General features: G+C 74.2%; 18 protein-coding genes. 7 read left to right on the forward strand and 11 right to left on the reverse strand.

Translation table 11 applies throughout. The annotated features are described in order from the left end of the window. Window positions 1-84: 84 nt before the first annotated feature. Window positions 85-1,137 (forward strand): LacI family DNA-binding transcriptional regulator, encoded by a 1,053-nt coding sequence (locus tag FB388_RS03800; RefSeq protein WP_142096929.1) that lies wholly within the window; start codon window positions 85-87, stop codon window positions 1,135-1,137. Here FB388_RS03800 and FB388_RS03805 read toward each other — a convergent pair. Then, on the reverse strand, window positions 1,079-1,912 hold the full coding sequence (locus FB388_RS03805) for a CPBP family intramembrane glutamic endopeptidase (RefSeq protein ID WP_142096933.1): 834 nt from the start codon (window positions 1,910-1,912) through the stop codon (window positions 1,079-1,081). The genes FB388_RS03800 and FB388_RS03805 overlap by 59 nt on opposite strands. 108 nt (window positions 1,913-2,020) lie before the next feature. Here FB388_RS03805 and FB388_RS03810 point away from each other — a divergent pair, with 108 nt between their 5' ends. Next, window positions 2,021-2,986, forward strand: coding sequence for a TauD/TfdA dioxygenase family protein (locus FB388_RS03810; RefSeq protein WP_142096936.1), 966 nt, complete (start codon window positions 2,021-2,023; stop codon window positions 2,984-2,986). A 3-nt stretch (window positions 2,987-2,989) separates the two neighbouring features. On the opposite strand, the gene FB388_RS03815 is transcribed toward FB388_RS03810, so the two are convergent. Next, window positions 2,990-4,258 carry a glucarate dehydratase family protein gene (locus tag FB388_RS03815; protein WP_142096939.1) on the reverse strand — a complete coding sequence of 423 codons (1,269 nt, stop codon included), beginning with the start codon at window positions 4,256-4,258 and terminating at the stop codon, window positions 2,990-2,992. A gap of 111 nt (window positions 4,259-4,369) precedes the next feature. On the opposite strand from FB388_RS03815, the gene FB388_RS03820 reads away from it, so the two are divergent. Then, window positions 4,370-4,888, forward strand: coding sequence for a pyridoxamine 5'-phosphate oxidase family protein (locus FB388_RS03820; protein WP_142096941.1), 519 nt, complete (start codon window positions 4,370-4,372; stop codon window positions 4,886-4,888). Between the two features lie 15 nt (window positions 4,889-4,903). Here the strand turns inward: FB388_RS03820 and recD are convergent, their stop codons facing one another. Genes recD through recC form a run of 3 tightly spaced genes read right to left on the reverse strand, consistent with a single transcriptional unit; the run spans window position 4,904 to window position 13,331 of the window. Further along, complete coding sequence (gene recD / locus FB388_RS03825) at window positions 4,904-6,727, reverse strand: exodeoxyribonuclease V subunit alpha (protein WP_142096945.1); 1,824 nt, start codon at window positions 6,725-6,727, stop codon at window positions 4,904-4,906. After that, window positions 6,724-10,059, reverse strand: a complete 3,336-nt coding sequence (locus FB388_RS03830; protein ID WP_142096948.1) for a UvrD-helicase domain-containing protein — start codon at window positions 10,057-10,059, stop codon at window positions 6,724-6,726. The genes recD and FB388_RS03830 overlap by 4 nt, the downstream gene beginning before the upstream one ends. Beyond that, window positions 10,056-13,331, reverse strand: a complete 3,276-nt coding sequence (recC, locus tag FB388_RS03835; RefSeq protein ID WP_142096951.1) for an exodeoxyribonuclease V subunit gamma — start codon at window positions 13,329-13,331, stop codon at window positions 10,056-10,058. Before recC ends, FB388_RS03830 begins: the two co-directional genes overlap by 4 nt. Window positions 13,332-13,619: 288 nt before the next feature. On the opposite strand from recC, the gene FB388_RS03840 reads away from it, so the two are divergent. Both FB388_RS03840 and pgm read left to right on the forward strand, forming a co-directional pair. Further along, entirely contained in the window at window positions 13,620-14,015 is a 396-nt protein-coding gene (locus FB388_RS03840) for a hypothetical protein (protein ID WP_142096954.1), read from the forward strand. Window positions 14,016-14,342: 327 nt separating this feature from the next. Continuing rightward, a complete protein-coding gene (gene pgm / locus FB388_RS03845) occupies window positions 14,343-15,968 on the forward strand; it encodes a phosphoglucomutase (alpha-D-glucose-1,6-bisphosphate-dependent) (protein ID WP_142096957.1) in 1,626 nt (541 codons plus the stop codon). A gap of 9 nt (window positions 15,969-15,977) precedes the next feature. Here pgm and FB388_RS03850 read toward each other — a convergent pair whose 3' ends face one another. Then, the gene (locus FB388_RS03850; protein ID WP_142096960.1) at window positions 15,978-16,937 is read right to left on the reverse strand and encodes a GlxA family transcriptional regulator; all 960 of its coding nucleotides are present in this window, start codon (window positions 16,935-16,937) and stop codon (window positions 15,978-15,980) included. Window positions 16,938-17,006: 69 nt separating this feature from the next. On the opposite strand from FB388_RS03850, the gene FB388_RS03855 reads away from it, so the two are divergent. Next, window positions 17,007-17,684 (forward strand): hypothetical protein, encoded by a 678-nt coding sequence (locus FB388_RS03855; protein WP_211361752.1) that lies wholly within the window; start codon window positions 17,007-17,009, stop codon window positions 17,682-17,684. Here the strand turns inward: FB388_RS03855 and FB388_RS03860 are convergent. Beyond that, window positions 17,668-18,144 carry a DUF2127 domain-containing protein gene (locus tag FB388_RS03860; RefSeq protein ID WP_142096963.1) on the reverse strand — a complete coding sequence of 159 codons (477 nt, stop codon included), beginning with the start codon at window positions 18,142-18,144 and terminating at the stop codon, window positions 17,668-17,670. The two genes, FB388_RS03855 and FB388_RS03860, sit on opposite strands and share 17 nt — an antisense overlap. A 90-nt stretch (window positions 18,145-18,234) precedes the next feature. Between FB388_RS03860 and FB388_RS03865 the strand changes: the two genes are divergently transcribed. Then, the gene (locus FB388_RS03865; RefSeq protein WP_246121580.1) at window positions 18,235-19,206 is read left to right on the forward strand and encodes a hypothetical protein; all 972 of its coding nucleotides are present in this window, start codon (window positions 18,235-18,237) and stop codon (window positions 19,204-19,206) included. 137 nt (window positions 19,207-19,343) lie between these two features. Here the strand turns inward: FB388_RS03865 and FB388_RS03870 are convergent, their stop codons facing one another. The 4 genes from FB388_RS03870 to FB388_RS03885 form a co-directional block, all read right to left on the reverse strand. Further along, window positions 19,344-20,123: a serine hydrolase gene (locus FB388_RS03870; protein ID WP_142096966.1), complete on the reverse strand. Its 780-nt coding sequence runs from the start codon at window positions 20,121-20,123 to the stop codon at window positions 19,344-19,346. Between the two features lie 69 nt (window positions 20,124-20,192). Next, window positions 20,193-21,311 (reverse strand): o-succinylbenzoate synthase, encoded by a 1,119-nt coding sequence (menC, locus tag FB388_RS03875; protein ID WP_142096969.1) that lies wholly within the window; start codon window positions 21,309-21,311, stop codon window positions 20,193-20,195. 2 nt (window positions 21,312-21,313) lie between these two features. After that, complete coding sequence (locus FB388_RS03880; RefSeq protein ID WP_142096972.1) at window positions 21,314-21,976, reverse strand: MurR/RpiR family transcriptional regulator; 663 nt, start codon at window positions 21,974-21,976, stop codon at window positions 21,314-21,316. Beyond that, a complete protein-coding gene (locus FB388_RS03885) occupies window positions 21,973-22,728 on the reverse strand; it encodes a GNAT family N-acetyltransferase (RefSeq protein WP_142096975.1) in 756 nt (251 codons plus the stop codon). Before FB388_RS03885 ends, FB388_RS03880 begins: the two co-directional genes overlap by 4 nt. Window positions 22,729-22,732 lie beyond the last annotated feature (4 nt).

The raw sequence follows: 22,732 nt of genomic DNA on the forward strand, positions 1-22,732 counted from the left end.
TTGAAACGTTTCGAACGACGATTGCGGCTCACAGGGGCCCGCATTCGCTAGGTTGAAACGATACGACGGCACGAGGAGATCAGAATGGGCCGCGTGACGATCCGCGACGTCGCGCTCCGGGCCGGGGTGGCGGTCGGCACCGTGTCGCACTACCTCAACCACCCCGACAAGGTGTCCGACGAGAAGGCGGAGCGCATCCGTTCAGCCATCGACGCCCTGGGCTTCGTCCGGAACGACGCAGGCCGCCGGCTGCGCCTCGGCACGAGCACGACCGTCGCCTACATCGCGCCGGACGTGAGCAACCCGTACTTCGCGGCGATCGCAGAGGGCGTGGAGCAGCGGGCGTCGGAGCGGGGCCTCGCCGTCTACATCGCCAACTCGCGCCGCAGCCGGGAACGCGAGGACGCCTACCTCGAGCTGTTCGAGCAGCAGCAGGTGAGCGGCATGCTGGTGGCCTCGCACGGGCCGATCGAGGATCGCCTCGCCCGGATCCGGTCGCGCGGCACGCCGTCGGTGCTCGTCGGGCAGGCCGCGCAGTCGCCGGAGCAGCCATCTCTGTCGATCGACGACGTGATGGGCGGGCGCCTCGCGGCCGCGCACCTGATCCAGCTGGGGCGACGCAGGCTGGCGTTCGTCGGCGGGCCGTTCGGCGTGCGGCAGGTCGCCGACCGGCTGACGGGGGCGAGCGACGCGGTGCACGCCGACCCGCAAGCCACCCTCGAGGTGATCGATGCGCGGGACCGGACGATCCGCGGCGGAACCGAGGTCGGCAGGACCCTGCTCGCCCGCCCGGCGACCACCCGGCCCGACGCGATCTTCGCGGTGAACGACCTGCTCGCGCTCGGCATCATGCACGTGCTGGTGGCGGGCGGGGTCCGGGCTCCGGAGGACGTCGCGCTGATCGGCTACGACGACATCGAGTTCGCCGAGACCTCGCTCATCCCGCTCAGCTCCGTGCGGCTGCCGCACGAGGCGTTCGGCTTCGCGGCCGTCGACCTGCTCCTGGAGGAGATCGCGGGCACCGTCGAGGAACGGCACCTCGTCTTCGACCCGGAGCTGGTGGTCCGGGCCAGCACGGTCAGCGGTCAGCCGTCCGGAAGTCCGCGGCTCGCCGCGTCAGCAGGTACACCGCCGTGACGAGGACGATCAGCAGCGTCACGATGCCCGTCTCCGTCGTCGTGTAGGCCATCGCGGCGGGCGAGGTCGCGACCACGACGCGGGGACCGCCTTGCAGCGCGCTGTTGAAGGCACTGTGGGCGTAGCTCACGGGCCAGATGGAGCCCGACCACAGCCGCAGCCAGCCGTACCAGACTCCGGCGAGGGTCAGCGTCACCATCACCATCGGCACGATGATCCACCGGCTCCCCTCCGCCTGGTACGTCGTGGTGAGCGTCAGCAGCGGTATGTGGAAGGCCGCCTGGCAGGCGCCCGCGGCCAGTACGGCGCGGCGGCCGGACATGACGGCGGCGAACCGGAGCAGCAGGAACCCGCGCCACCCGATCTCCTCGCCGAGGAGGACCACCCCGAACACCACGAGCGTGAGCACCAGCTCGAGCAACCAGCCTCCGATGCCGCCGTCCGGGGCCACGAAGCGGACGACTCCGACTGCGGCGGCGATCGCGTAGCTCAGGGCGAGGATGGCCATCGACCCGACCACGCCGACGACCATCGGCCGCCAAGGCGGACGCCCGAACCCCACCTCCGCCCACGCCGCTCGCCGCCGGCCGCGGGGGAGCATCACGAGCACGGTGATGGTGACCGCGACGACCGGCACGAGGATGCTGATCAGCGGGGCGATCCCGGCGCGCGGAAGCGCGATCGCGATCGCCAGCGCGAGCGCGTAGCAGATCGCGAGGAAGACTCCGGCCTCGCGGAGGGCGGACGAGCGCGTCGACGAGCCGGACAGCGTCATGTGAGTAGCTCGGTGGGGCGACGGGAATGGTTAGTCGTCGCCCGAGCTCCCCTGTCACGATCTGCGTCGAGCCGGTACTGCGGACGTACGGACGACCATCGGAGGGCCATGGTGACGGAGCGGGGCACGCTGGACCGGGCGGCCGGGATCGAGGTGAGACCGGTCGCCGGGTACATCGGGGCCGAGATCGCGGGCGTCGATCTGGCGGGCGACCTGGACGACGCCCAGGTCGCGGCGATCAGGGCGGCGGTGCTGCGGTGGAAGGTCGTCTTCTTCCGCGGGCAGCAGCTGGACCACGCCGGGCACGTCGCGTTCGCCCGGCGGTTCGGGCAGCCCGTTGTGCTCGCCAGGCGCGGGAGCGCGTCCCCGACGGACTTCCCGGAGGTGGAGACCACCGCCGACCGGTTGGAGCTGGGCGGCCGGTTCGGCATGGAGCACGACGAGTGGCTGCAGCGCCGCCGGCACAGCCTGCTGCGCGGCTGGCACTGCGACCACGGCGCCCGCGTCGACCCGCCCGCCGCGACCATCCTGCGCGCCGAGGCCGTGCCGCCCTACGGCGGTGACACCACCTGGTCCAACCTGGCCGCGGCCTACGCGGGACTGTCCGCGCCGATGCGGGAGTTCGTGGCCGGCCTCAGGGCCGAACACCGGCTCGGCGTCGGCTACCAGCCCCGGCCGGGCGATGACGCCTACGTCCGCCACCTGCTGGACCACCAGGTCGCCTCGGTGCACCCGCTGGTGCGCGTCCACCCGGAGACGGGGGAGCGGGTGCTGTTCGTCAACGGCTACTACGTCGAGCAGATCGTCGACCTCTCCCGCGCCGAGAGCCGAGCCGTCCTGGACATGCTGCTGGAGCAGGCCGTCCGGCCCGACTACACGGTCCGCTTCCGCTGGGAGCCGGGCAGCGTGGCCTTCTGGGACAACCGGGCCACGATCCACCTGGCCCCCAGCGACCACGCACACCTCGGTCTCCCGAGGACGATGCACCGGGTGATGCTGGCCGGTGACGTGCCCGTCGGCGCCGATGGCAGGCCGTCCGAGCCGATCACCGGCAGCGAAGCCGGGCGCTGGTGATCATCACCAGAAGGCGAGCTTGCGCTCGAAGTCCGGCTGGAAGCGGCGCATGTAGCCGGTGTCGTCGCGGCGGCGCAGGCCGCACCGCAGGTACTGCTCGTGCAGGGCGGCGACCGCGTCCTCGTCGACCTCGACCCCCAACCCCGGCCCGGTCGGCACCGCCACCCCGCCGTCGACGAAATCCAGCACGCCCGGCCGCACGACGTCCTCGGTCTTCCACGGCCAGTGCGTGTCGCAGGCGTATGTGAGGTTCGGGGTGGCGGCGGCCAGGTGGGTCATCGCGGCGAGCGAGATGCCCAGGTGGGAGTTCGAATGCATCGAGAGGCCGATGCCGAACGTGTCGCAGGTGCCGGCCAGGAGCTGCGAGCGGCGCAGTCCGCCCCAGATGTGGTGGTCGCTGAGCACGACCTGCACGGCGCCGGCCGCGACGGAGGGCGGCAGCTGGTCGAACGCCACCACGGCCATGTTGGTGGCGAGCGGCATCGGCGCCTCGGCCGCGACCCGCGCCATGCCGTCGATCCCGGGTGACGGGTCCTCCAGGTACTCGACGAGCCCGTCCAGGGCCTTCGCCACGCGGATGCCGGTCTCGGGGGTCCACGCGGCGTTCGGGTCGAGGCGCAGCGGCACGCCGGGGAAGGCTGCGGCGAGCGCGCGGGTGGCCTCGATCTCGTCGTCGGGCGGGAGCACGCCGCCCTTGAGCTTGATCGCTGGGAAGCCCCAGCCGTCGATCATCCGGCGGGCCTGGGCGACGAGCTGGTCTGGCGTGAGCGCCTCGCCCCACTCGTCGGCGTCGGCGCCGGGGTGAGCGGCCCACTTGTAGAACAGGTACGCGCTGTACGGCACGGCGTCGCGCACGCGGCCGCCGAGCAGGTCGACGACCGGCCGCCCGATCGCCCGGCCCTGTACATCGAGGCACGCCACCTCGAACGGCGAGAAGACCCGGTCCACCGCGCTGGCACCGGTGATCATGCCCGCGACGCCGTCGCCCCCGTCCGTGCCGGACCCGAGGACGCCCGCGACCACCTGCCGCAGGCGTTCGGTCTCGAACGCGTCGTGGCCCGGCAGCTCGGCCGCCACGGCGCCCAGCCGCTCCAGGTGGACGTCGTCGGCGGAGGTCTCGCCCCAGCCGACCAGGCCCTCGTCGGTGGCGACCCGCACGATCGCCCGCAACGCGGACGGCTCGTGCACGCCGACCGAGTTGAGCAGCGGCGGGTCGGCGAACGCGACCGGGGTGACGGTGACCCGGCTGATCCGGGCGGTGGCAGGGCTCATGCCGAGATCCTGCCAACCGTTGGCGAGCAGCCGGGCGAGCACGTGATCTGAATAATTGATCCAGACCCCTGCGGAAGGTCGATCGGCCGGTGTCCCGATTGTCGAAGGGACATGACCACTTCGAGGCATCCCAGTCCCGTACCCGAGCTGAACGAGGCGTTCAGCGAGCCGGACGTCGCTGCCCCGCCGTGGAGCGACGTCGAGGCAGAGCTGTCGGCGGCGGAGATGTTCTGGCTGTCGACGGTCCGCAGCGACGGGCGACCGCACGTCACACCGCTTCCGGCGATCTGGCTCGAGGGGGCGCTCCACATCTGCGTCGGCCGGCACGAGCAGAAGGCGAAGAACCTGGCGCGTGACTCCCGCTGCGTCCTGACCACGGGCACGAACCAGCTCCGGTCCGGGCTCGACGTCGTCGTCGAAGGCAGAGCAGAACGGGTGACCGACCGGACGCGCCTACTCCGGCTGGCGGAACTGTGGCGGGCGAAGCTCGACTGGCACTTCGAGATCGGCGACGGAGCATTCCGCGACGGGGTCGGCCGGGACGGGCTCGTCTTCCGTCTCCGCCCGACGAAGGTGCTGGCGTTCGGGAAGGCGCCCTTCACCCAGACCCGCTACCGGTTCCCGGCCTGACCTCGAGCGCTGCGGTCACGTGACCTGCGTGGATGCCAGCCGGTGGCGCAGGCCGCTCGCCCGGCTGACCGGGCGGCCGACCGCGGTGCGCACCGCCTCCTCCGTGCCGACGACCCGGACGAACTCGGCGGCACGGGTGACCGCCGTGTACAGCAGCTCGCGGGTGAGCAGCGGGGACTCGGCGGGCGGCAGCACCACCGTGACCCGGCGGAACTGGCTCCCCTGGCCGCGGTGCACGGTCATCGCGTGCACGGTGGCCACCTCCGACAGCCGGGCAGGCGGGTGCAGGGTGGGCACCCCACCGCGTGCGAACGCGACCCGCAGGCCCTCCGGCACGGCGACGGCGACGCCGGTGTCGCCGTTGAACAGGCCCACGTCGTAGTCGTTGGCGGTGACGAGCACCGGCCGGCCGGGGTACCAGGGCCCGGTCGGGGCGTGGGGCAGGGCGGCACGCAGCCACCGCTCGATCTCGGCGCTCCACCGCGTGACCCCGTACGGGCCCCTGCGGTGGGCGCACAGCACCCGGTGGCGTTCCAGCGCGGCCAGCGCGGTGGCGACGTCGCCGCGCAGCGCCGCCTCGGTGAGCTCGCGGCCGGCGGCGACGACGTCCCCGCGCATTCCGGAGGCGTCGTCGGACTCGACGAACTCGAGGTCGGGATGGCCGCCCCGGAGCAGGGACACGGCGGTGTCGGCGTCGCCCGCCTGCACGGCGCGGGAGAACTCCGCGATGGCGCCGCCGAAGCGCCACACGTGCCGCAGGGTGACCACGCCGTTGATCACCGAGCCGCCGACCAGACCACCGGGAACACCGGCCGCTTCGAGGGCGGTGTCGAGGCTCGCCTCCGGCTGTCCCGGCGCCCTGGCCAGGTCGCCGAGTACCGCTCCCGCCTCGACCGAGGCCAGCTGGTCGGGGTCGCCGACCAGCACGATCCGCGCTTCCGGGCGCACGGCCTCCAGGAGCCGGGCCATCAGGGTGAGCGACACCATCGACGTCTCGTCCACCACCACCACGTCGAACGGCAGCCGCTGGCTGCGGCCGTAGCGGAAGCGCCTGCCCGGCCGCCACCCGAGCAGCCGGTGCAACGTGGCGGCGTCGGGGGTGCGGGAGCGCAGCTCGGCGGGCAGCTCGGCCGCGACCGCCTCCTGCAGCCGGGCGGCCGCCTTGCCGGTGGGGGCGGCGAGCGCGACCCGCGGCGGCGGGCCCGGCTGGTCGTGCAGCAGGGCGAGCAGCCGTGCGACCGTGGTGGTCTTGCCGGTGCCCGGGCCGCCCGCCAGCACCGTGACCCGCCGCAGCACGCTCACCGCTGCCGCCAGCCGCTGCCGTTCCGAGCCCGGCGCGGAGAAGTACCGCTCCAGCCCGGCCCGCAGCCGCGCGAGGTCGACGTCCGGCGGGGCGGCCGCGGCCCGCTCCGTGAGCGAGCGCCGCACCAGCTCCTCCTCGCCCCAGTAGCGCGCGAGGTACAGCAGCCCGTCGACGAGCCGAAGCGGGCGCCCGCCGGGCTCGTGCGGCCCGTCGGCCACGACGACGCTGGCCGCGCACGCCGCGAGCCAGCGCGTCGGGTCGGGCCATGGCAAGGCGGAGACGTCCACGATCTCCTCACCCTCGCCGAGAACGGTGTGGCTCACCGCCGCGAGGTCGACGCACACCGAGCCGAGGCGCACCGCGCGCACGGCGAGCGCCACCGCGAGCAGGACCTCCTCGTCGGTCTCGCCGCCGAGCCGCCCGATGCGCGCGGCCACGTGCACGTCGGCGGGATCGAGCACGCCCGCGGTGTTGAAGACGCCGAGCAGGCCCTCGGCCGCGCGGGCCAGTCGGACATCGCCGAGGTCGACCGTCATGCCCCACCGTCCAGCAGCTGCGAGAGTTCGACCACGAGCGGGGCGGGCGGCGCCCAGCTGAACACGCCGCACGGCACGCCGTCGACGGCCGGGGTGTCGGGGCCGCACATGCCCCGCACGAACAGGTACAGCACCCCGCCGAGGTGGCGCTCCGGCGCGTAGCCGGGCAGCCGCCAGCGCAGGTACCGGTGCAGCGCGACGCTGTAGAGCAGCGCCTGCAACGGGTAGTGGGCGGCGATCATCGCCTCGGCGAGCCGCGGCGGTGTGTAGTGGGCGGACGTGAGCGGCTCGCGTCCGTCGGGCCCCATCGGCCCGAGCCAGTTGGTCTTGTAGTCCACCACCGCGAACCGCGAGCCGGGCAACCGCAGCACGGCGTCGATGCTGCCGGTGAGGTAGCCGCGCAGTGGCTGCTCGTCGAGCCCGGCGAGCGCGTCGGGGTAGGACTGCAGCGGGTCGTCGGCGGGCAGGTGCCTGCGCAGCAGCGGCACGATGGCGCCGAGGGCCACGGGCGGGCCGGGGGTGTCGCCGCCTGCGAGGGGGAGCTCGAAGTCGAGCTCGGCGAGCCGGTCGCGCGGCGCGATGTCGCCGAGGCGCAGCCCGCCTGCGAGCGGACCGAGCGGCGTCTGCACGGCCGGCAGCAGCGCCGAACCCAGCTGCTCGGCCTCCACGCCCGGCACCGGGTGGTGCACCAGCTGCTCACGGGCGTGGGCCGTGAGCTCGCCGGGAAGGTCGGCTGCGGTGAGGTCGGCCGCCTCGAAGATCCCGTGCACCAGGGTGCCGAAGCCGGCCCCGAGCGGCAGATCGGCCATCGGCGACGGCACGCCGGCGACCTCGATGCCCGCCGCCAGCTCAACCGCCGCCTCGTCGTCGATCCCCGGTGCCTCGGGCTCGCTGCCGACTCCCGGCCCATGACCGGCCGTGGCCGTGAGCGCGGTGTAGGACGTGCGGCGCCACGCGATGTCGAGCCGCCGGGAGAATTCCGCAGCGCGCAGTTCACCCCCGACCGGCTGCGCGGCGGAGAACGTGAGCGCGGCCCGCGAGAACCCGATCTCCTCCACCGAGATGCGGCTCCCGGCGAGCTCACGCAGCGCGTGCAGCGCCGCGTTGTCGGCGGGCACGCGGTAGACCTCGGCCGGGTCGCGGCCCGCGGGGGGCCTGCCGATCAGCAGCCGGTGCAGCGGGGACGTGGCCGTGGTGGTGGCCGGCACCCACCAGGTGACCACCTGGGAGCGCGCGCGGGTGAGCGCGACGTAGAGCAGCCGCAGGTCCTCCCCGGCCTCCTCCGCGCGGTGCCGGGCGACCCGCTCCTTCCACCCGTCGCCGGACTCGCCGCCGACGTCGAGCACCCGGGTGCCCGACTCGTCGTGCAGCAGCGGGACGTCCGGGTCGCGGACGTTGCGGTCCCACGCGAACGGCACGTAGACGATCGGGAACTCGAGCCCCTTGCTGCGGTGGATGGTGATGATCTGCACGGCGTCGGCGTCGGACTCCAGCCGCCTGCTGCGCTCGACCACCACGTCCTGGGCGGCGTCGGTGATGCGGTGGCGCAGCCACTCCACCAGCGCGGCCGGGCCGAGGTGCTCGGACACGGCTGCCGCGTGCAGCGTCTGGGCGATGTGGCGCAGGTCGGTGAGCAGCCGCTCGCCCTCTGCGACGCCGAGGAGTCGGCCCGGCAGCCCCGTGCCGGTGGTGACAGCCTCCAGCAGCGCCGCGACGCCCCGCTCGTGCAGCACCACGGCCCACGCCCGCAGCGTGGCGCCGATCTCGTCGAGCAGGGCCTCCGCGTCGGGCCCGCAGAGCTCGGCGACCGTGCGGCCGAGGAACGGGGTGAGCGCGGCGGCCCGCACCCGGGCGGCCCGCGGCTGCTCGAGGGCCTCCAGCAGCGTGAGCCACTCGCGGGCCACCGGGGTGCCGAACACGCTCGCGGTGCCGGACAGCACGGCAGGCACCCCCGCGGCGGCGAGGGCCTGGCGGATCATCGCGCCCTGGTCGTTGGTGCGTACCAGCACCGCGATGTCGCCCGGTGCCACCGGGGCGCCCGCGACCGTGGCGCCGCTCGCCAGCAGCGCCGCGATGTCGGCCGCCGCGTCGCGCGTGACGAGCTCGCGGGCCGGCCCGACGACGGCGAGGTCGCGGCGCGGCGCCTTCGGGAGCCCGGCGCGCGAGGCGACCCGCAGCCGGAACGGCGTGTCGACCGGTGCGCCGCGCAGCCGGCTGCCGGGATGGGCGGACTCGACGGGGTGCACGGTGATCCGCGGGTCGCCGAGCGCCGCGCCTGCGAACACCGTGTCGAGCGCTTCCAGCAGCACGGAGTCGCTGCGCCAGTTGCGGGCCAGCGTGGCGTGGTGGTGGGCGGCCTCGGTGGCGTCGAGGTAGCTCACGACGTCTGCGCCGCGGAACGCGTAGATCGCCTGCTTCGGGTCGCCGATCAGCACCAGCGTGGTGGTGCCGTGGAAGGCCTTGCGCAGGATCTGCCACTGCACCGGGTCGGTGTCCTGGAACTCGTCGACCAGCACCACCCGGTAGCGGGCCCGCAACCGCGCGGCCGCGCCCCGCGCCGGGTCGGCCAGCGCGTCGGCGAGACGGGTGAGCATGTCGTCGTAGGTGTAGATGCGCCGCGCCCGCTTGCGCCGCGCCACCTCCGCCCGCACGGCGGTGGCGAACCGGTGGCGCACGTGGGCGGCGGTGCCCGGCTCGGCGCCGCGTGGTTCGAGGCGCGCCTGCCCGTCGTACACGGCCCGGCGGGCGAGGGCGAGGGCCTCGGTGCGGCTGAAATCGGGCGTGCCGGCGCCCCGTGCCCCGTACTTGCGGACGTAGAAGTCGTCGACGACCTCAGTGAGGACGTCTTCGATCGACTCCACGAACACCGCGTCGCGATCGCCGTCGCCCGCCACGCCCAGCCCGGCCAGCATCTGCTGGCAGAACTGGTGGGTGGTGGCGATCGTGGCCGCGTCGAACTGGGTGACCGCGCGGGCGAGCCGGCCACGCCGGGCCGCGACCTCCGCGTCGGGTGCGTCGGCGAGCATCGCGAGCACCGAGTCGCTCCCGGCGCGGGCCGCGGCGGGGTCGGCCAGGCCGCGCTCGGCGGTGACCAGGCGGTCCCGGACGCGTTCGCGCAGCTCCTGGGTGGCCTCCCGGCCGAACGTGACGAGCATGAGCTCGGGCAGCGCTGCGTGGCCCTCGGCGACGTAGCGGGCGGCGAGCGCCGCGATCGTGAAGGTCTTGCCGGTACCGGCGCTCGCCTCCAGGACGGTGGTGCCCGACGGCAGGTCGCCACAGACGTCGAACGCGGCGGGCGCGAGCACCTGGGTGGGGAACTGGATCACCGTCATAGCCGCACCACGTCTTCTGCCGAGAGCAGCGGGGACCAGACCTGCAGCGCGAGCGTGCCGAACCGCGTGGGCTCCCCACCCGGCGGGCCGGGCACGGTGAGCACCTCGGGCCCGGCGTCGGGACCCCATGCACGGACGTGCGCGGTGTCGGCGCGCTCGGCGCCTGCGCCTGCGGTCCACTTGCGCAGCGCCTCGTCGAGCGCCCCGGACGGGTCGGCGCCGCCGCGGCGGACGGTGGCGTAGGTGTGGCCGGCGACGGTGGGGAGCGGCAGCGGCTCGCGCAGGCCCGCACGTCGCAGCGCCACGAGCTCGGCGAGCTCGGCGACGGCGCTGTCGGGGTCGAGCGGGCCCGCGGTGGCCATCGAGAGCCCGAACTTCTGCCCGCGTCCGATCGTGACCGCGCGCCACGGCTCACGGGTGGCCGCGGTGAGGGCGAGCAGCCGCACCCAGGCCCGTACCCGCTGCTTGGCGGCGAGCCGGGAGAACTCCGCGCGCAGGAGGACGTTCCCGTGCAGCCCGCCGATCGTGCCGACGACGCGGGTGCCGTCCGGCAGGGTGACGTCGACGTCGCGGTCGCCCGCCTCACCCACGAGATACGGCTGGGCGGCGGAGACGATCGGTTCGACGTCGTCGAGCACCCGGATGAGCACCTGCTCGCCGAGCGCACCCGGTGGCAGCTCCCCGCGGCGCCACTCGGCCTGCCGGCAGCGGTCGAGGGGCCGTCCGGCGAGCCGGTCGCGCAGCAGCCGGTCGCCGATCGACCACGTCGCCAGCCCGTCGAGGTCGACCGGCAGCGAGTCGGTGTCCTGCTCCTCCGCGGTGAACAGCGAGAGCCCGACCCGCTGGCGCATGAACTCCTTCACCGGGTGCTCGACGAACGACACCAGGTCGTCGAGCGCGACCACCTCGTCGTCCTCCGGTGGGGGCAGCGGATCGGTGAGGAACGGGGCGGGCGGTGCCTTTGCGTTTCTGGCGGCCACCGCCCCTGCGAGCTCCGCCCGGTCGAAGCTGAAGGGCTCGGGGCCTGCGAAGTTGCGCGGGTCGAACGGCTGCAGCGGGTGGCGCAGCGCCACCTGGCGGAGCGCGTCGTGGCCCGCGGTGGCGGCGACGGTGTCGAGCAGCTCACCGAGCGGCACGGCCGGCGGGCGGCGGGAGCCGGTGCGCTCGTCGGCGCCCGAGTGCACGACGACGAGGTGTTCGGTGGCGGCGCAGATGGCGTCGAGGAACAGCTGGCGGTCCTCGCTGCGCGGGTCGCGTTCGCCGACGTGCGGGTCGCGGGCCAGCAGGTCGTCGCCGTCGGGCACGCCGGCGCGCGGGAAGGCCCCGTCGTCGAGCCCGAGCAGGCAGATCACGCGGTGCGGCACCGACCGCATCGGCACCAGCGTGGCCACGGTGAGCGTCCCGGTGCGGAAGTTGGCCCGGGTGGGGCGCCCGCGCAGCCGCTCGGCCAGCAGGCCGCGGACGTCGGCGAGCCCGAGCGCGACCGTGGCGGCGTGCGGCCCGGCCGCCCGGACGGCAGCGGCCAGCTCGGCGCGCGCCTGCGTGCCCTGCCACTCGTCGGCCCCGGTGACGAGGGTGAGCGCGTCGAGACCGTCCTGCAGCACCGCGACCCACCGCTCGAGGGTCTGCTGCCCGGCCAGGCCCGCGAGGACGGCCGCGACCCGCTCGACGAACTCCGCGAGCCTCCCGACCCGCGCGACGTCGCCGGACTCGACCTCGTCGAGGGGCAGCGCGGTGCCGAGCCACTCGTGCTCGGCGCCCGACATGGCCACGCCCAGCAGCAACCGGTCGAGGCCTGCCGACCAGGTGTTCTGCGGGAACCCGTCGAGCTGGAACGGCGCCCGGTGCGCCCCGTCGAGCCCCCACCGCACGCCGGAACGCACCACGAGCTCGCGCAGCCGTTCGAGGTCGGCCTCGTCGAGGTCGAAGCGCCTGCGCACCGGCGCACTGGCGAACAGGTCGAGCAGCTGCGACGCGGTGGCGCGGGAACCGGCGAGCTCCAGCAGCTGCGCCACGGTGTCGAGCAGCGGGTTGATCTGGCGCAGCGCGCGGTCGGCGAGGCGGACCTGCAGGCGCTGCCCGGGGTGGGCGTCGGACCCGTCGGCCAGCCCGAAACAGGCCGAGACCAGCGGCGCGAACGTCTCGACGTCCGGGCACATCACCAGGACGTCGCGCGGCTCGAGGGTGGGGTCGGACTCCAGCAGCCCGAGCACGATCTCCCGCAGCACCTCGACCTGCCGGTCCGGCCCGTGGCAGGAGTGCACCTGCACGCTGCGGTCGTCGGGCTGCAGCACGAACCCGCCGTCGGGCACGCGGTCGTCGCGCAGGTCGGCCTGCAGCCGCTGCAGGAGCGTGGCGGGCGGGTCGTCGGACGCCGGGTGGTGGGTGTCGACGCACTCGGCGGGGAGCCGGAGCTGCAGCTCACGGGCGTCGCGGCCGAGGGAGCCCAGCAGCGGGTGGCGGGGTGTGCCTGCGGTGGGATCGGCGCGGCGGAGCGGGATCTCGCGCGGCGCCACGACCGCGGACCACAGCGCGGGCGACGGGTGGGGCAGCCACAGGTGCACGTCGCGGTGCTCGGCGAGCGCCGCGAGCACCGCGAGGTGCTCGGCGGGCAGGCGGGTGGGGCCGAAGATCGACACCCGTGCCGGCAGCGTGACGACCTCCGGGTGGGCGCGCAACGCCGCGCACGCCGCCTCGAGCCGCTCGGCGGGGGAGGGGGCGCCGATGCGCTCGCGCAGCCGCCGCCACAGCTCCGGCTGCCAGGCGAGATCGGCGGCGCGACCCTCCGGGGCCTGCTCGCCGGACAGCCACGCGATGAGCATGGCGGGCCGGTGGCCGGCGTAGGAGGCGAAGAGGTCGGTGAGGTGGCGCGCGACGGCGTACCGGCGACCCCGCTCCGCGTCTCCAACGTGGGCCCCCAACGGGGCGCACCATTCCTCCTCGACGCTCGCGTCGATCACCTCCAGCAGCGGCCACACCACCCGCTCCGGCTGCCAGGGGTCGTCGGCGGGGTGCACGCCGGTGGCCGCCGCGACCACCTCGGCCACCACCGCGGCCGGGGAGGGGAAGGCCACGCCGGCGCACACCCCGTCACCCGCGCCGACTGCCGCCCCCAGCCGGTGGGCCAGCCGCTGGGCGAGCCACCGCTCCACACCCCTGGCCGGCACCGCGACGACCTCGGCCGCGAACGGGTCGGCCGGCGGCTCGGCCAGCAGCTCGCCGAGCGCGCGGGCCAGCGTGTCGGCCCGTTCGGCCCGGTGCAGGTGCCACATGACTGCCCCCCTCGTTCACGTTCTGCGCACACGCTAGGGGCGGGCGGTGACAGTCCCCGACGCGGGCGGGTCAGTTGTCCACAAGTCACCCGTCTTGTGCTCGGCGCGCCCGTCCGCGGCGGGAGATGTGGAGGTCGCTGCACCCTCGGTGATCATCCACCTCGGCCGATCACTACACAGGGTGATCGCGCCCGAGAAACAACACGATGGTGTCATCCCGCTTTCGCCCGGCTAACGGAAAGCTGGGACCTACGCGATCACCGGGTACAGGACGCGGAGGAGGATCACGTGAACGCCGACAGGAGCGACGCGACGACCGGGCCGGTGGTTCCGGAGCAGCGAGGCGTGCGTGACGAGGCCCGCGCCGAGGTGCTGTGCCGTCATGCTCGCCTGACCAAGGCGGGGCGTCCGATCTTCTGCCGGCCCAGCCGCGCCGAGATCGAGGGCCGGGTGCTTCCGCGCCAGGGCCCCGGCTCGGACGGCAAGGTGATCTACTCGACCCGCGAGGACGCCGAGGCCGCTGCCCGCGAGCTGGAGGCGCTGGGCGCCCGCCCGTTGCGCTCCTACATCTGCTCGCGCTCCCGTGGCGGCCACTTCCACCTGACGACCGACTCGACCCCGCGCACCGGCCACCTGCCCCTGCACCTGCGCATCCCCCAGCAGCGCATCCCGATCTCCGCCTGACGCTCGTCCAAACGGTCTGCTCAGGTGGTTCCGCAGTCCGAACGGCACCCTGGCCGGACAGGTCTGAACGAAGGTGCCGTTCGTGCTGGGATCGGCCGGATCAGCACCCGGTGATCGGTCCGCGATGGCGACGATCGCCCTGTCGAGGGCGCGAAGCGTGATCTCGCGGCGGTCAACGCCGCATGATCGGTCCGGGATGAGGTGGATCGCCCTGGTGAGGGGGTCGAGGATCGAGCCGACCCAACCGACTCGAGCCGGCAAAGTGCCGTTCGCCCCCCGCGGTGGCATCGTGAGCGCGGAGACCCCGCCGCGAACCGGGAGTGCGACATGCCGAACCATCCCCGCGCCGGAACGCCCGCGCAGCCCGAGGACCTCATCGACGTCGAGGCCCTGCTCGCGGCCTACGAGGACCGCGTCCCGGACCCGGACGATCCGGCGCAGCGCGTGGCGTTCGGGACGTCCGGTCACCGGGGTTCCTCGCTGCGCACCACGTTCAACGACGCCCACATCGCCGCCACCAGCCAGGCGATCTGCGAGTACCGGGCCGCGCAGGGCACCGACGGGCCGCTCTTCATCGGACGCGACACGCACGCGCTGTCCGAGCCGGCGTGGGTCACCGCGATCGAGGTGCTCCAGGCCAACGACGTGCACGTGCTCGCCGACTCCGATGACGCGTTCACCCCCACGCCGGCCGTCTCGCACGCGATCCTCACGTACAACCGCGGCCGGACATCCGGGCTCGCCGACGGCGTGGTCGTCACGCCGTCGCACAACCCGCCGGCGGACGGCGGGTTCAAGTACAACCCGCCCAACGGCGGCCCGGCCGACACCGATGCCACCTCCTGGATCGCCGACCGCGCGAACGAGCTGCTGCGCGCGGGTCTCGAGGGGGTGCGGCGCACCTCGCTCGACCGGGCCGGGCTCGCCCGCTACGACTTCCTCGGCGCGTACGTCGCCGACCTGCCGTCGGTGGTGGACCTGGACGCGATCCGGTCCGCCGCAGTGCACATCGGCGCCGACCCGATGGGCGGGGCCAGCGTGGCGTACTGGGGCGCGATCGCGGAGCGGCACGACCTCGACCTCACCGTCGTCAACCCGGCCGTCGACCCGCAGTTCGGGTTCATGACGCTCGACTGGGACGGCAAGATCCGGATGGACTGCTCGTCGCCGTACGCGATGGCGTCGATGGTGGGGCGGCGCGGGGAGTTCCGCATCGCCACCGGGAACGACGCCGACTCCGACCGCCACGGGATCGTCACCGCCGACGGGCTGATGAACCCCAACCACTTCCTCGCCGTCGCGATCGGCTACCTGTACGCCCACCGGGCGGGCTGGTCCCCGGACGCGGGCGTGGGCAAGACGGCCGTCAGCTCGTCCATGATCGACCGGGTCACCGCCGACCTGGGTCGCAAGCTCGTGGAGACGCCCGTCGGGTTCAAGTGGTTCGTGCCCGGCCTGCTGGACGGCTCCATCGGCTTCGGTGGCGAGGAGAGCGCGGGCGCTTCGTTCCTGCGCACCGACGGCGGTGTGTGGACCACCGACAAGGACGGGATCATCCTCGCGCTGCTCGCCTCCGAGATCACCGCGGTGACCGGCAGCACGCCGAGCGAGCGCTACCGGGAGCTCACCGAGCGGTTCGGCGAGCCGGCCTACGCCCGCACCGACGTGGGCTGCAGCCCGGACGACAAGGCGAAGCTCGGCAAGCTCTCCGCCGACGACGTGCGCGCCACCGAGCTGGCCGGCGAGAAGATCACCGACCGCCTCACCACTGCCCCGGGCAACGGCGCCCCGCTGGGCGGGCTCAAGGTCGTCACGGAGGGCGGCTGGTTCGCGGCCCGCCCATCCGGCACCGAGGACGTCTACAAGGTCTACGCCGAGAGCTTCCACGGCCCGGAGCACCTGGCCCGGATCCAGGAGGAGGCCCAGGAGGTCGTGGCGGCGGCGTTGGGCTAGTGCGGGGCACTAGGCCCGGGCGTTCCCCCGGAACTGCGAGGGGGAGACACCCACCCAGGCGACGAACGCCTGCCGCAGCGACTCGGCCGAGCCGAAGCCGCACCGCCGCGCGATCGTGGCCACCGGCTCGCGGGTGCCTGCGAGCAGCTGGGAGGCCGCCTCGAGCCGGGCGTCGCGCACCAGCCGCGCCGGCGTGCGGCCGATGTGCTCGACGAAGAGCCGGCTCAGGTGCCGCTCGCTCACGCCCGCGAGCGCGGCGAGCCGGCCGACGCCGAGGTCGCCGTCCAGGTTGCTGATCACGTGGTCGATCACCCGCCGGACCAGGGCGTGGTCGGAGTGCGGGATCCTGGTGAAGAGGCTGATCTGAGCCTGGCTGCCGGGACGCTGCAGGTAGGTGACCATGGCGAGGGCCACCCGCCGGGCGATCTCGGCCCCGTGGTCCTCCTCGATGAACGAGAGCGTGAGGTCGAGGGACGCCGTGATCCCGCCCGACGTCGACACGGAGCCGTCCCGCACGAAGATCGGCGTCGGGTCGACCTGCACCCGCGGGAAGCGGCTGGCCAGCTGAGCGGCCTCGTGCCAGTGGGTGGTGGCTCTCCGGTTGTCGAGCAGCCCGGCGGCGGCCAGCACGGTGGCCCCGGTGCACGCCGACGCGACCCGCCGCGACGCCCCGGCGAGCCGCTGGACCTGGCCGATGAACCGCGGGTCGGCGGCGGCGGCCTCGTGGCCGTGCCCTCCCGAGACGACGACCGTGTCGATCGGGCCGTGGACCGTGTCGATGGAACGCTGCCCGGCCAGCGAGAGCCCGGAGTCGCACCGCACCGGCCCGCCGGTGGGCGTCGCGAACACCACCTGGTAGACCGGGTCGGCGCCCATCCGGTTGGCGTAGTCGAAGGCCGTCGTCACGCTCGCGACGTCGACGAGCTCGATGCCGTCGAACCCGACGACCACGACCAGACGTCCCCCCATGTCGACACACCGTACGGGCGCCCCAACAGATCGGACACCCGATGCGGTCCGTCCGGCAGACTGCGCACGGTGAACCGGATCGGACCGGAACTCGTCCCGGCATGGGCACGGCCGACGCCCGGCGAGCACCGCTGGCCCGCCGCGCTGGCCGTGGCCGTCGCGATCGGCCTGCAGCTGCTCGTGCCCGCGCGGATGGTGCCCGACGCCCGGTTCGTCCTGCCGGCGCTCGAGCTGGCGGTGCTCGTCGGGCTGATGGTGGTCAACCCGTTCCGGGTGGACCGCGAGTCGACGATCCTGCGCACCGGGAGCCTCGGCCTGACGGGGCTCGTCGCGCTGGCCAACGGGTGGTCGGTCGTTCTGCTCGTCGACGAACTGCTCACGGGACAGCCGGCGACCCCTGGCGAGCTGCTCGGCGCGGGCGGTGCGATCTGGTTGAACAACGTGATCGTGTTCGGGCTCGTGTACTGGGAGCTCGACCGCGGCGGGCCCGCAGCCCGTGCTGTTGCCGCTCACGACCGGCCCGACTTCCTGTTCCCGCAGATGCAGATCCCGGAGATCGCCGGCCGGGACTGGGAGCCGCGCTACGTCGACTACGCGTACCTCTCGTTCACCAACGCCACGGCGTTCAGCCCCACCGACGTGCTGCCGCTGTCGCGGTGGGCGAAGCTGACGATGGCCGTGCAGGCGGGCGTCTCACTCGTGGTGGTCGTGCTCGTCGTCGCCCGCGCGATCAACGCCCTGAGCTGAGCAGCCGGTACTCGCGCAGGATCAGCACGATGATCACGATGTCCAGCGCGGCGAGGAACGGCAGCACCACCGAGCCGGTGTGCAGCGCGCGGATCAGCTCGTAGCCGACGAACACCGCGAGCACGGCGGCCGCGACGGGGTATGCCCGGCGCCACTTCCGCAGCAGCGCCCACACCAGCGCGAGCTTCACGACGCCGTGCAGGCCGAGGTAGACCAGCACGAAGGTGCGGTCGCCGGACGCGAACTCCGCGGTGCCCGCCACGAGGTGGCGGGTGAGGAAACCGTCGGGCGGGCCGAGCAGGTCGCGGCTGACGACCTCGGCGACCAGCCGCTGCACCGTGGCGGCGGGCACGAGCAGCAGCGCCACCGCGGCGACCAGCTCTGCGGCGCCGTCCAGCCCCTTCACCAGCAATGCGGCCTTGAACAACCGCTCGGTGCGGCGGGCACTGGCGTCAGCCATGGGACGACTTCTACCAGCGCGCGGGACAGGAACCCCAGCGATACGGACGAGTTCCTACCCCCGGGCCGCCGTTGCCCCGATGCTTCAGCCGTGCTCGACAGGAGCCGGTGGCCGGACACCCGGGAATGGCACCGCCCGCTGCTGCTCGTCGCAGCCGTGACCGCGCCGTTCGTCGTGATCTCGCTGGCCGCGCTGCTGCTGGACGGTCGTGAGCTGGTCGGGGCGCCGATCTGGCTGAAGCCGTTCAAGTTCGCCGTGTCGATCGTGATCTACGCGCTGACCTGGGCCTGGCTGTACGCCTACCTGCCCCGCACCCGGCTGGTGCGCTGGTCCACCACGATCATCGCGGCGATGCTCGCCATCGAGTACGTGATCATCGTCGGTCAGGTGGTGCGCGGCCGCCAGAGCCACTTCAACGTCGCCACCGCGCTCGACGCCGCCCTATGGGCCACGATGGCCACCTCGATCGTCGTGCTCTGGCTCGCCAACCTCGTGGTGGCCGGATACCTGCTGCGCCGGAAGGTGGGCGGCCCGCCGCTCACCTGGGCCGTCCGCGCGGGCGCCGTCATCTCACTGTTCGGGGCGGCCGTGGCGTTCCTGATGACCCGGCCGACCGCCGCGCAACGCGCGTCGTTCAGCGACGGCACGTTCGCCGGGATCATCGGCGGGCACAGCGTCGGCGTCACCGACGGCGGCCCGATCATGCCCGTCACCGGGTGGAGCACCACCGCGGGCGACCTGCGGATCGCCCACTTCGTGGGTCTCCACGCGCTGCAGGCGCTGCCGCTCGTGGCCGTGCTGCTGGCGTTGCTGGCCGGCCGGGTGGCGGTGCTGCGGGCCGAGGAGGTCCGGAGTCGGCTGGTGGTTGTCGCGTCCGGGGGGTACGCGGCGCTCACCCTCCTCACGCTGTGGCAGGCCCTGCGGGGCCAGCCCGTGACCAGCCTGGACGGACTGACGCTCGCGGCGTTCGCGGTGCTGGTGGTGCTCGTCGCGGCCGCTGCGGTAGCCGTGCTCGCGACGAGCCGCCTCGACCGGGAGCGCGAGCGTCCGGCCGTCCGCTGACCGAACCGCGACTCGCGCGCACCCAGACCGCGACTCGCGCGCACCCAAACCGCGACTCGCGGAATCTGGGGCTCCGTTGTTCCGCGAGTCGCGGTCTCGGTGCACGCGAGTCGGGGCGTGAGTGTGCGCGAGTCGGGTTACCGGGCGCCGAGGCGGGCCAGGTCGCGGCAGGTCGCCGCCAGCAGGTCGCGCAGGAGTGGGCCGGCGAGCGCCTCGTGCACGTCGACGACGGGGCGGCCGGCGCGAAGTTCCTGCTGGTAGCGGTCGCGGTCGGCGGGGTAGGGGAGCGCGGTCAGGGCGGCGACGACCACCGTCTCCCCGTCCCGTTCCGCGAGTGCGACGGCATGGGTGCGCAGCACCGTCTCGTCGGCGTAGCCGATCCAGCCCGCCTTCACCGCGACGGACGCCGCAGGCACCCCGAGGGTGTCGGCCACCGCGTCCGGGATGCCGAACGCCTGCTCGGGTGCCACGGCGCGCATCCACCCCACGGCTCGCGCGGCGACCGGATCGCCCGCTGACGCGCGCGCCAGTGCACCGTACGCAGCGACGAGCTCGGTGGCGCTCACCTCGACCCCGCCGAACGACCCCGGGTCGGCCCCTGCCTGCCGCCAGCGCACCCCGGTGGCGACCGCCAGCCGGTCGAGGATCCGGGGCGGCGGGCCCGCGTGCCACATGCGGTTGGTGGCGGCGTTGTCGGAGTGGCGGATGGCGTGCTCGCCGTCGTCGGCGCGCCCGCCGCCCGCCACCCACACGATCAGCGGCTTCAGCACGGACGCGCAGCGCAGCCGGGCGGCGCCCCGGCGCGCGGCGACCGCCCGCAGCGGTGCGCCTCCGTACTGCGGTGTGCCGAACACCTCGCCCGCGACCTGCGCCGATGCCCCGTCGGGGAGCCCGGCGAGCACGTCCGCGGCCGTCACAGGTCGATCCAGGCGAAGACGGGGGATGACGTCACGGTCTCTCCACGGGAGCGGGGCGCCTCCACGATGTCATCGATTCTCCTCGTGGGTGCGGGTGGCGGTCGCCCGCACGAACTCCTCGTCGACGTCGTGCCCGAGGCCGGGGGTGTCCCACGGCACGCGGACGGTGCCGCGGTCGGCGCGGATCGCCTGCGTCAGCACGTCGCGCGTGTAGTACTTGTCGGAGCCGGAGACGTCCGACGGCAGGACGAACCCGGGGAGGCTGGAGATGGCGACGTTGGCGGCGCGGCCGACGCCGAACTCGTACATGCCGCCGCACCAGACGGGGATGCCGTGCTCGCGGGCGAGGTCGTGGGCGGCGACGGCGGCGGTCAGGCCGCCCATCCGGGAGACCTTGATGTTCAGCACCCGGCACGCCCCGACGGCGAGCGCGGTCTCCAGGTCGTGCCCGTCCACGACCGACTCGTCGAGGCAGACCGGGGTGTCGATCACGGCCTGCAGCCGGGCGGCCGCCATGAGGTCGCGCGGCGCGAAGGGCTGCTCGATCATGAGCAGTCGTTCGCCGTCGAGGGCGCGCAGCGCGGTGAGGTGGTCATCGTCCTCGGTGTAGGCGCCGTTCGCGTCGACGTGCAGCTGCAGGTCGGGGTACGCCGCGCGCACGGCGGCGACCGCCTCGACGTCCCACCCCGGCGCGATCTTCAGCTTGACCCGGGCGTAACCGGCCTCCACCTGCCGCGCCACCTGCTCGAGCAGCGCGTCCACCGTCGGTTCGATCCCGAGGCTCACGCCCACGACGACGCTGCGCCGCTCCCCGCCGAGCGCCTCGGCCAGTGGAACGCGGGTCGCCTGCGACCACAGCGCCCAGCACGCCATGTCGAGCCCGGCCTTCGCGAACTCGTTGCCCCGCACCCGGGCCCACAGCCGGGGGACCTGCGTGGGGTGCTCCCACTCGGCGCCGAGGAGCCGCGGCACGAGGTGCGCGGTGGCGATCGACCAGCAGGTCTCCACGGTCTCGCCGCAGAAGAACGGCCCGGACGGCGACGCGATCTCGCCCCAGCCCACCGCGCCGCCCGCGTCCTCGACGCGGACGAGCACGTGCTCCAGGTACGACTTGCGGTGCGAGCTGGTCTCGAACTCGCGGATCAGCGGCAGCCGCACCTGCAGCAGCTCGACCCGGTCGACGCGCATGGTCAGTCTCCTTCTGCGTAGACGCCCAGCCGCGCGGTGAGCGCGTCCCGGCGGGCGAGCCGCCGCCTCGCGCCCTTCGCGCTGGCGGCGGCGAGGGTGGCGAGGATGTGCACGACGGCCGCGACGGCGGTGGGGGAGTCGGCGTAGGACGCGCTGTCGGTGCTCACCACGACCGCTGCGCCGGCGACCCGCGCCACGGCGCTGTCCGCGTCGTCGGTGACGCCGACGACCGCTCCTCCCGCTGCGGCGAACTCCTCGGCGATGGCGATCGTCGAGCGCGCGTAGCGGCGCAGCGAGAACGCGACGAGCACGTCACCCGGGCGCACGTCGGAGAGCACGTCGACCGCGCGCACGACCGTGCCGTCGATGAGGACGACGTTGGCCATGCTCGCCGACAGGTCGGTGGCCAGCAGCGAGGCGTAGGACCACGACTTGGAGCCGCCGGTGACGAACCGCCGCTTGGCGGCGACGATCCGGCGGGCGGCCTGCTCGAGCGAACCGTCGGCCTGCAGGCGCTCCAGGGTGGCGGACAGGTTCGCCGTCTCCTGGGCGACCACCTGCTGCAGCAGCGCGGTGGCGGTGGAGCGGCGTTGCAGGCGGGCGCCGTACCGCTCGTCGGGCGTGCTGAGCTGCCTGTTCTCGGGCTGCCGGTTCTCGGCGGTCACCGCGCCCCCACGCAGTACGGCCCGATGCAGTAGAGGGCGGTGTGCTCGTCCACGCGCCGGCACGACAGCAGCGCCTGACCGGCACCGAGGAGCCGGGCGAGCTCGTCGGCGACGCGGTCGCGCACCTCACCTGCCCGGCCGGTGCGCCGCAGCTCGTCGCCGCCTGCCGGCACCGCGAGCCACGTGACGTCGCCGTCCGGGCAGCACTCGCCCCAGTCCGGGACGGCACGCGGCAGCGGGGGGACCGGCGCAGGGGTCTGCGCGCCGAGGGTCCACTCGACGACCACCCGGTCGGTGCGGCCGTGGTGGTCCTCCATGTCGTAGAGGTCGCGGTGGAACCAGCGGCCGACCGCGCCGAGCACGTCGAGGTTGAAGTGGGCGTTGCGGGCCTGCAGCGGGTCGTACGCCCAGCGCATCGTCCGCACGCCCGTGCGCACCGCGACCTCGGCCTGCGCCCGCTTGAGCTGCCGGCCGACCCCCCGGCCCTGCGCGGCCGGGTCGACCGCCGCGGTCTGCGAGTAGTGGTAGGGCGTGCCGGCGTCGAGGCCCACGAACCCGTAGGTGAAGCCGATCAGGCGGTCGTCCTCGTCGAACGCGCCGACCGCCGATCCGCCGGTGTGCTGCAGCGCGGCCAGGAGCTTCGGCGTGAAGGCGGGGTCGTCGCCTGCCAGGCCGAACACCACGCGGTAGAGCCGGACGGCTGCGAGCCGCTCGGCGGTGGTGGCGAGGGGCCGGGTGGTGATCCCGGGCATGTTG

This window comes from Pseudonocardia cypriaca, assembly GCF_006717045.1.
In the GTDB taxonomy this organism is placed as follows: domain Bacteria; phylum Actinomycetota; class Actinomycetes; order Mycobacteriales; family Pseudonocardiaceae; genus Pseudonocardia; species Pseudonocardia cypriaca.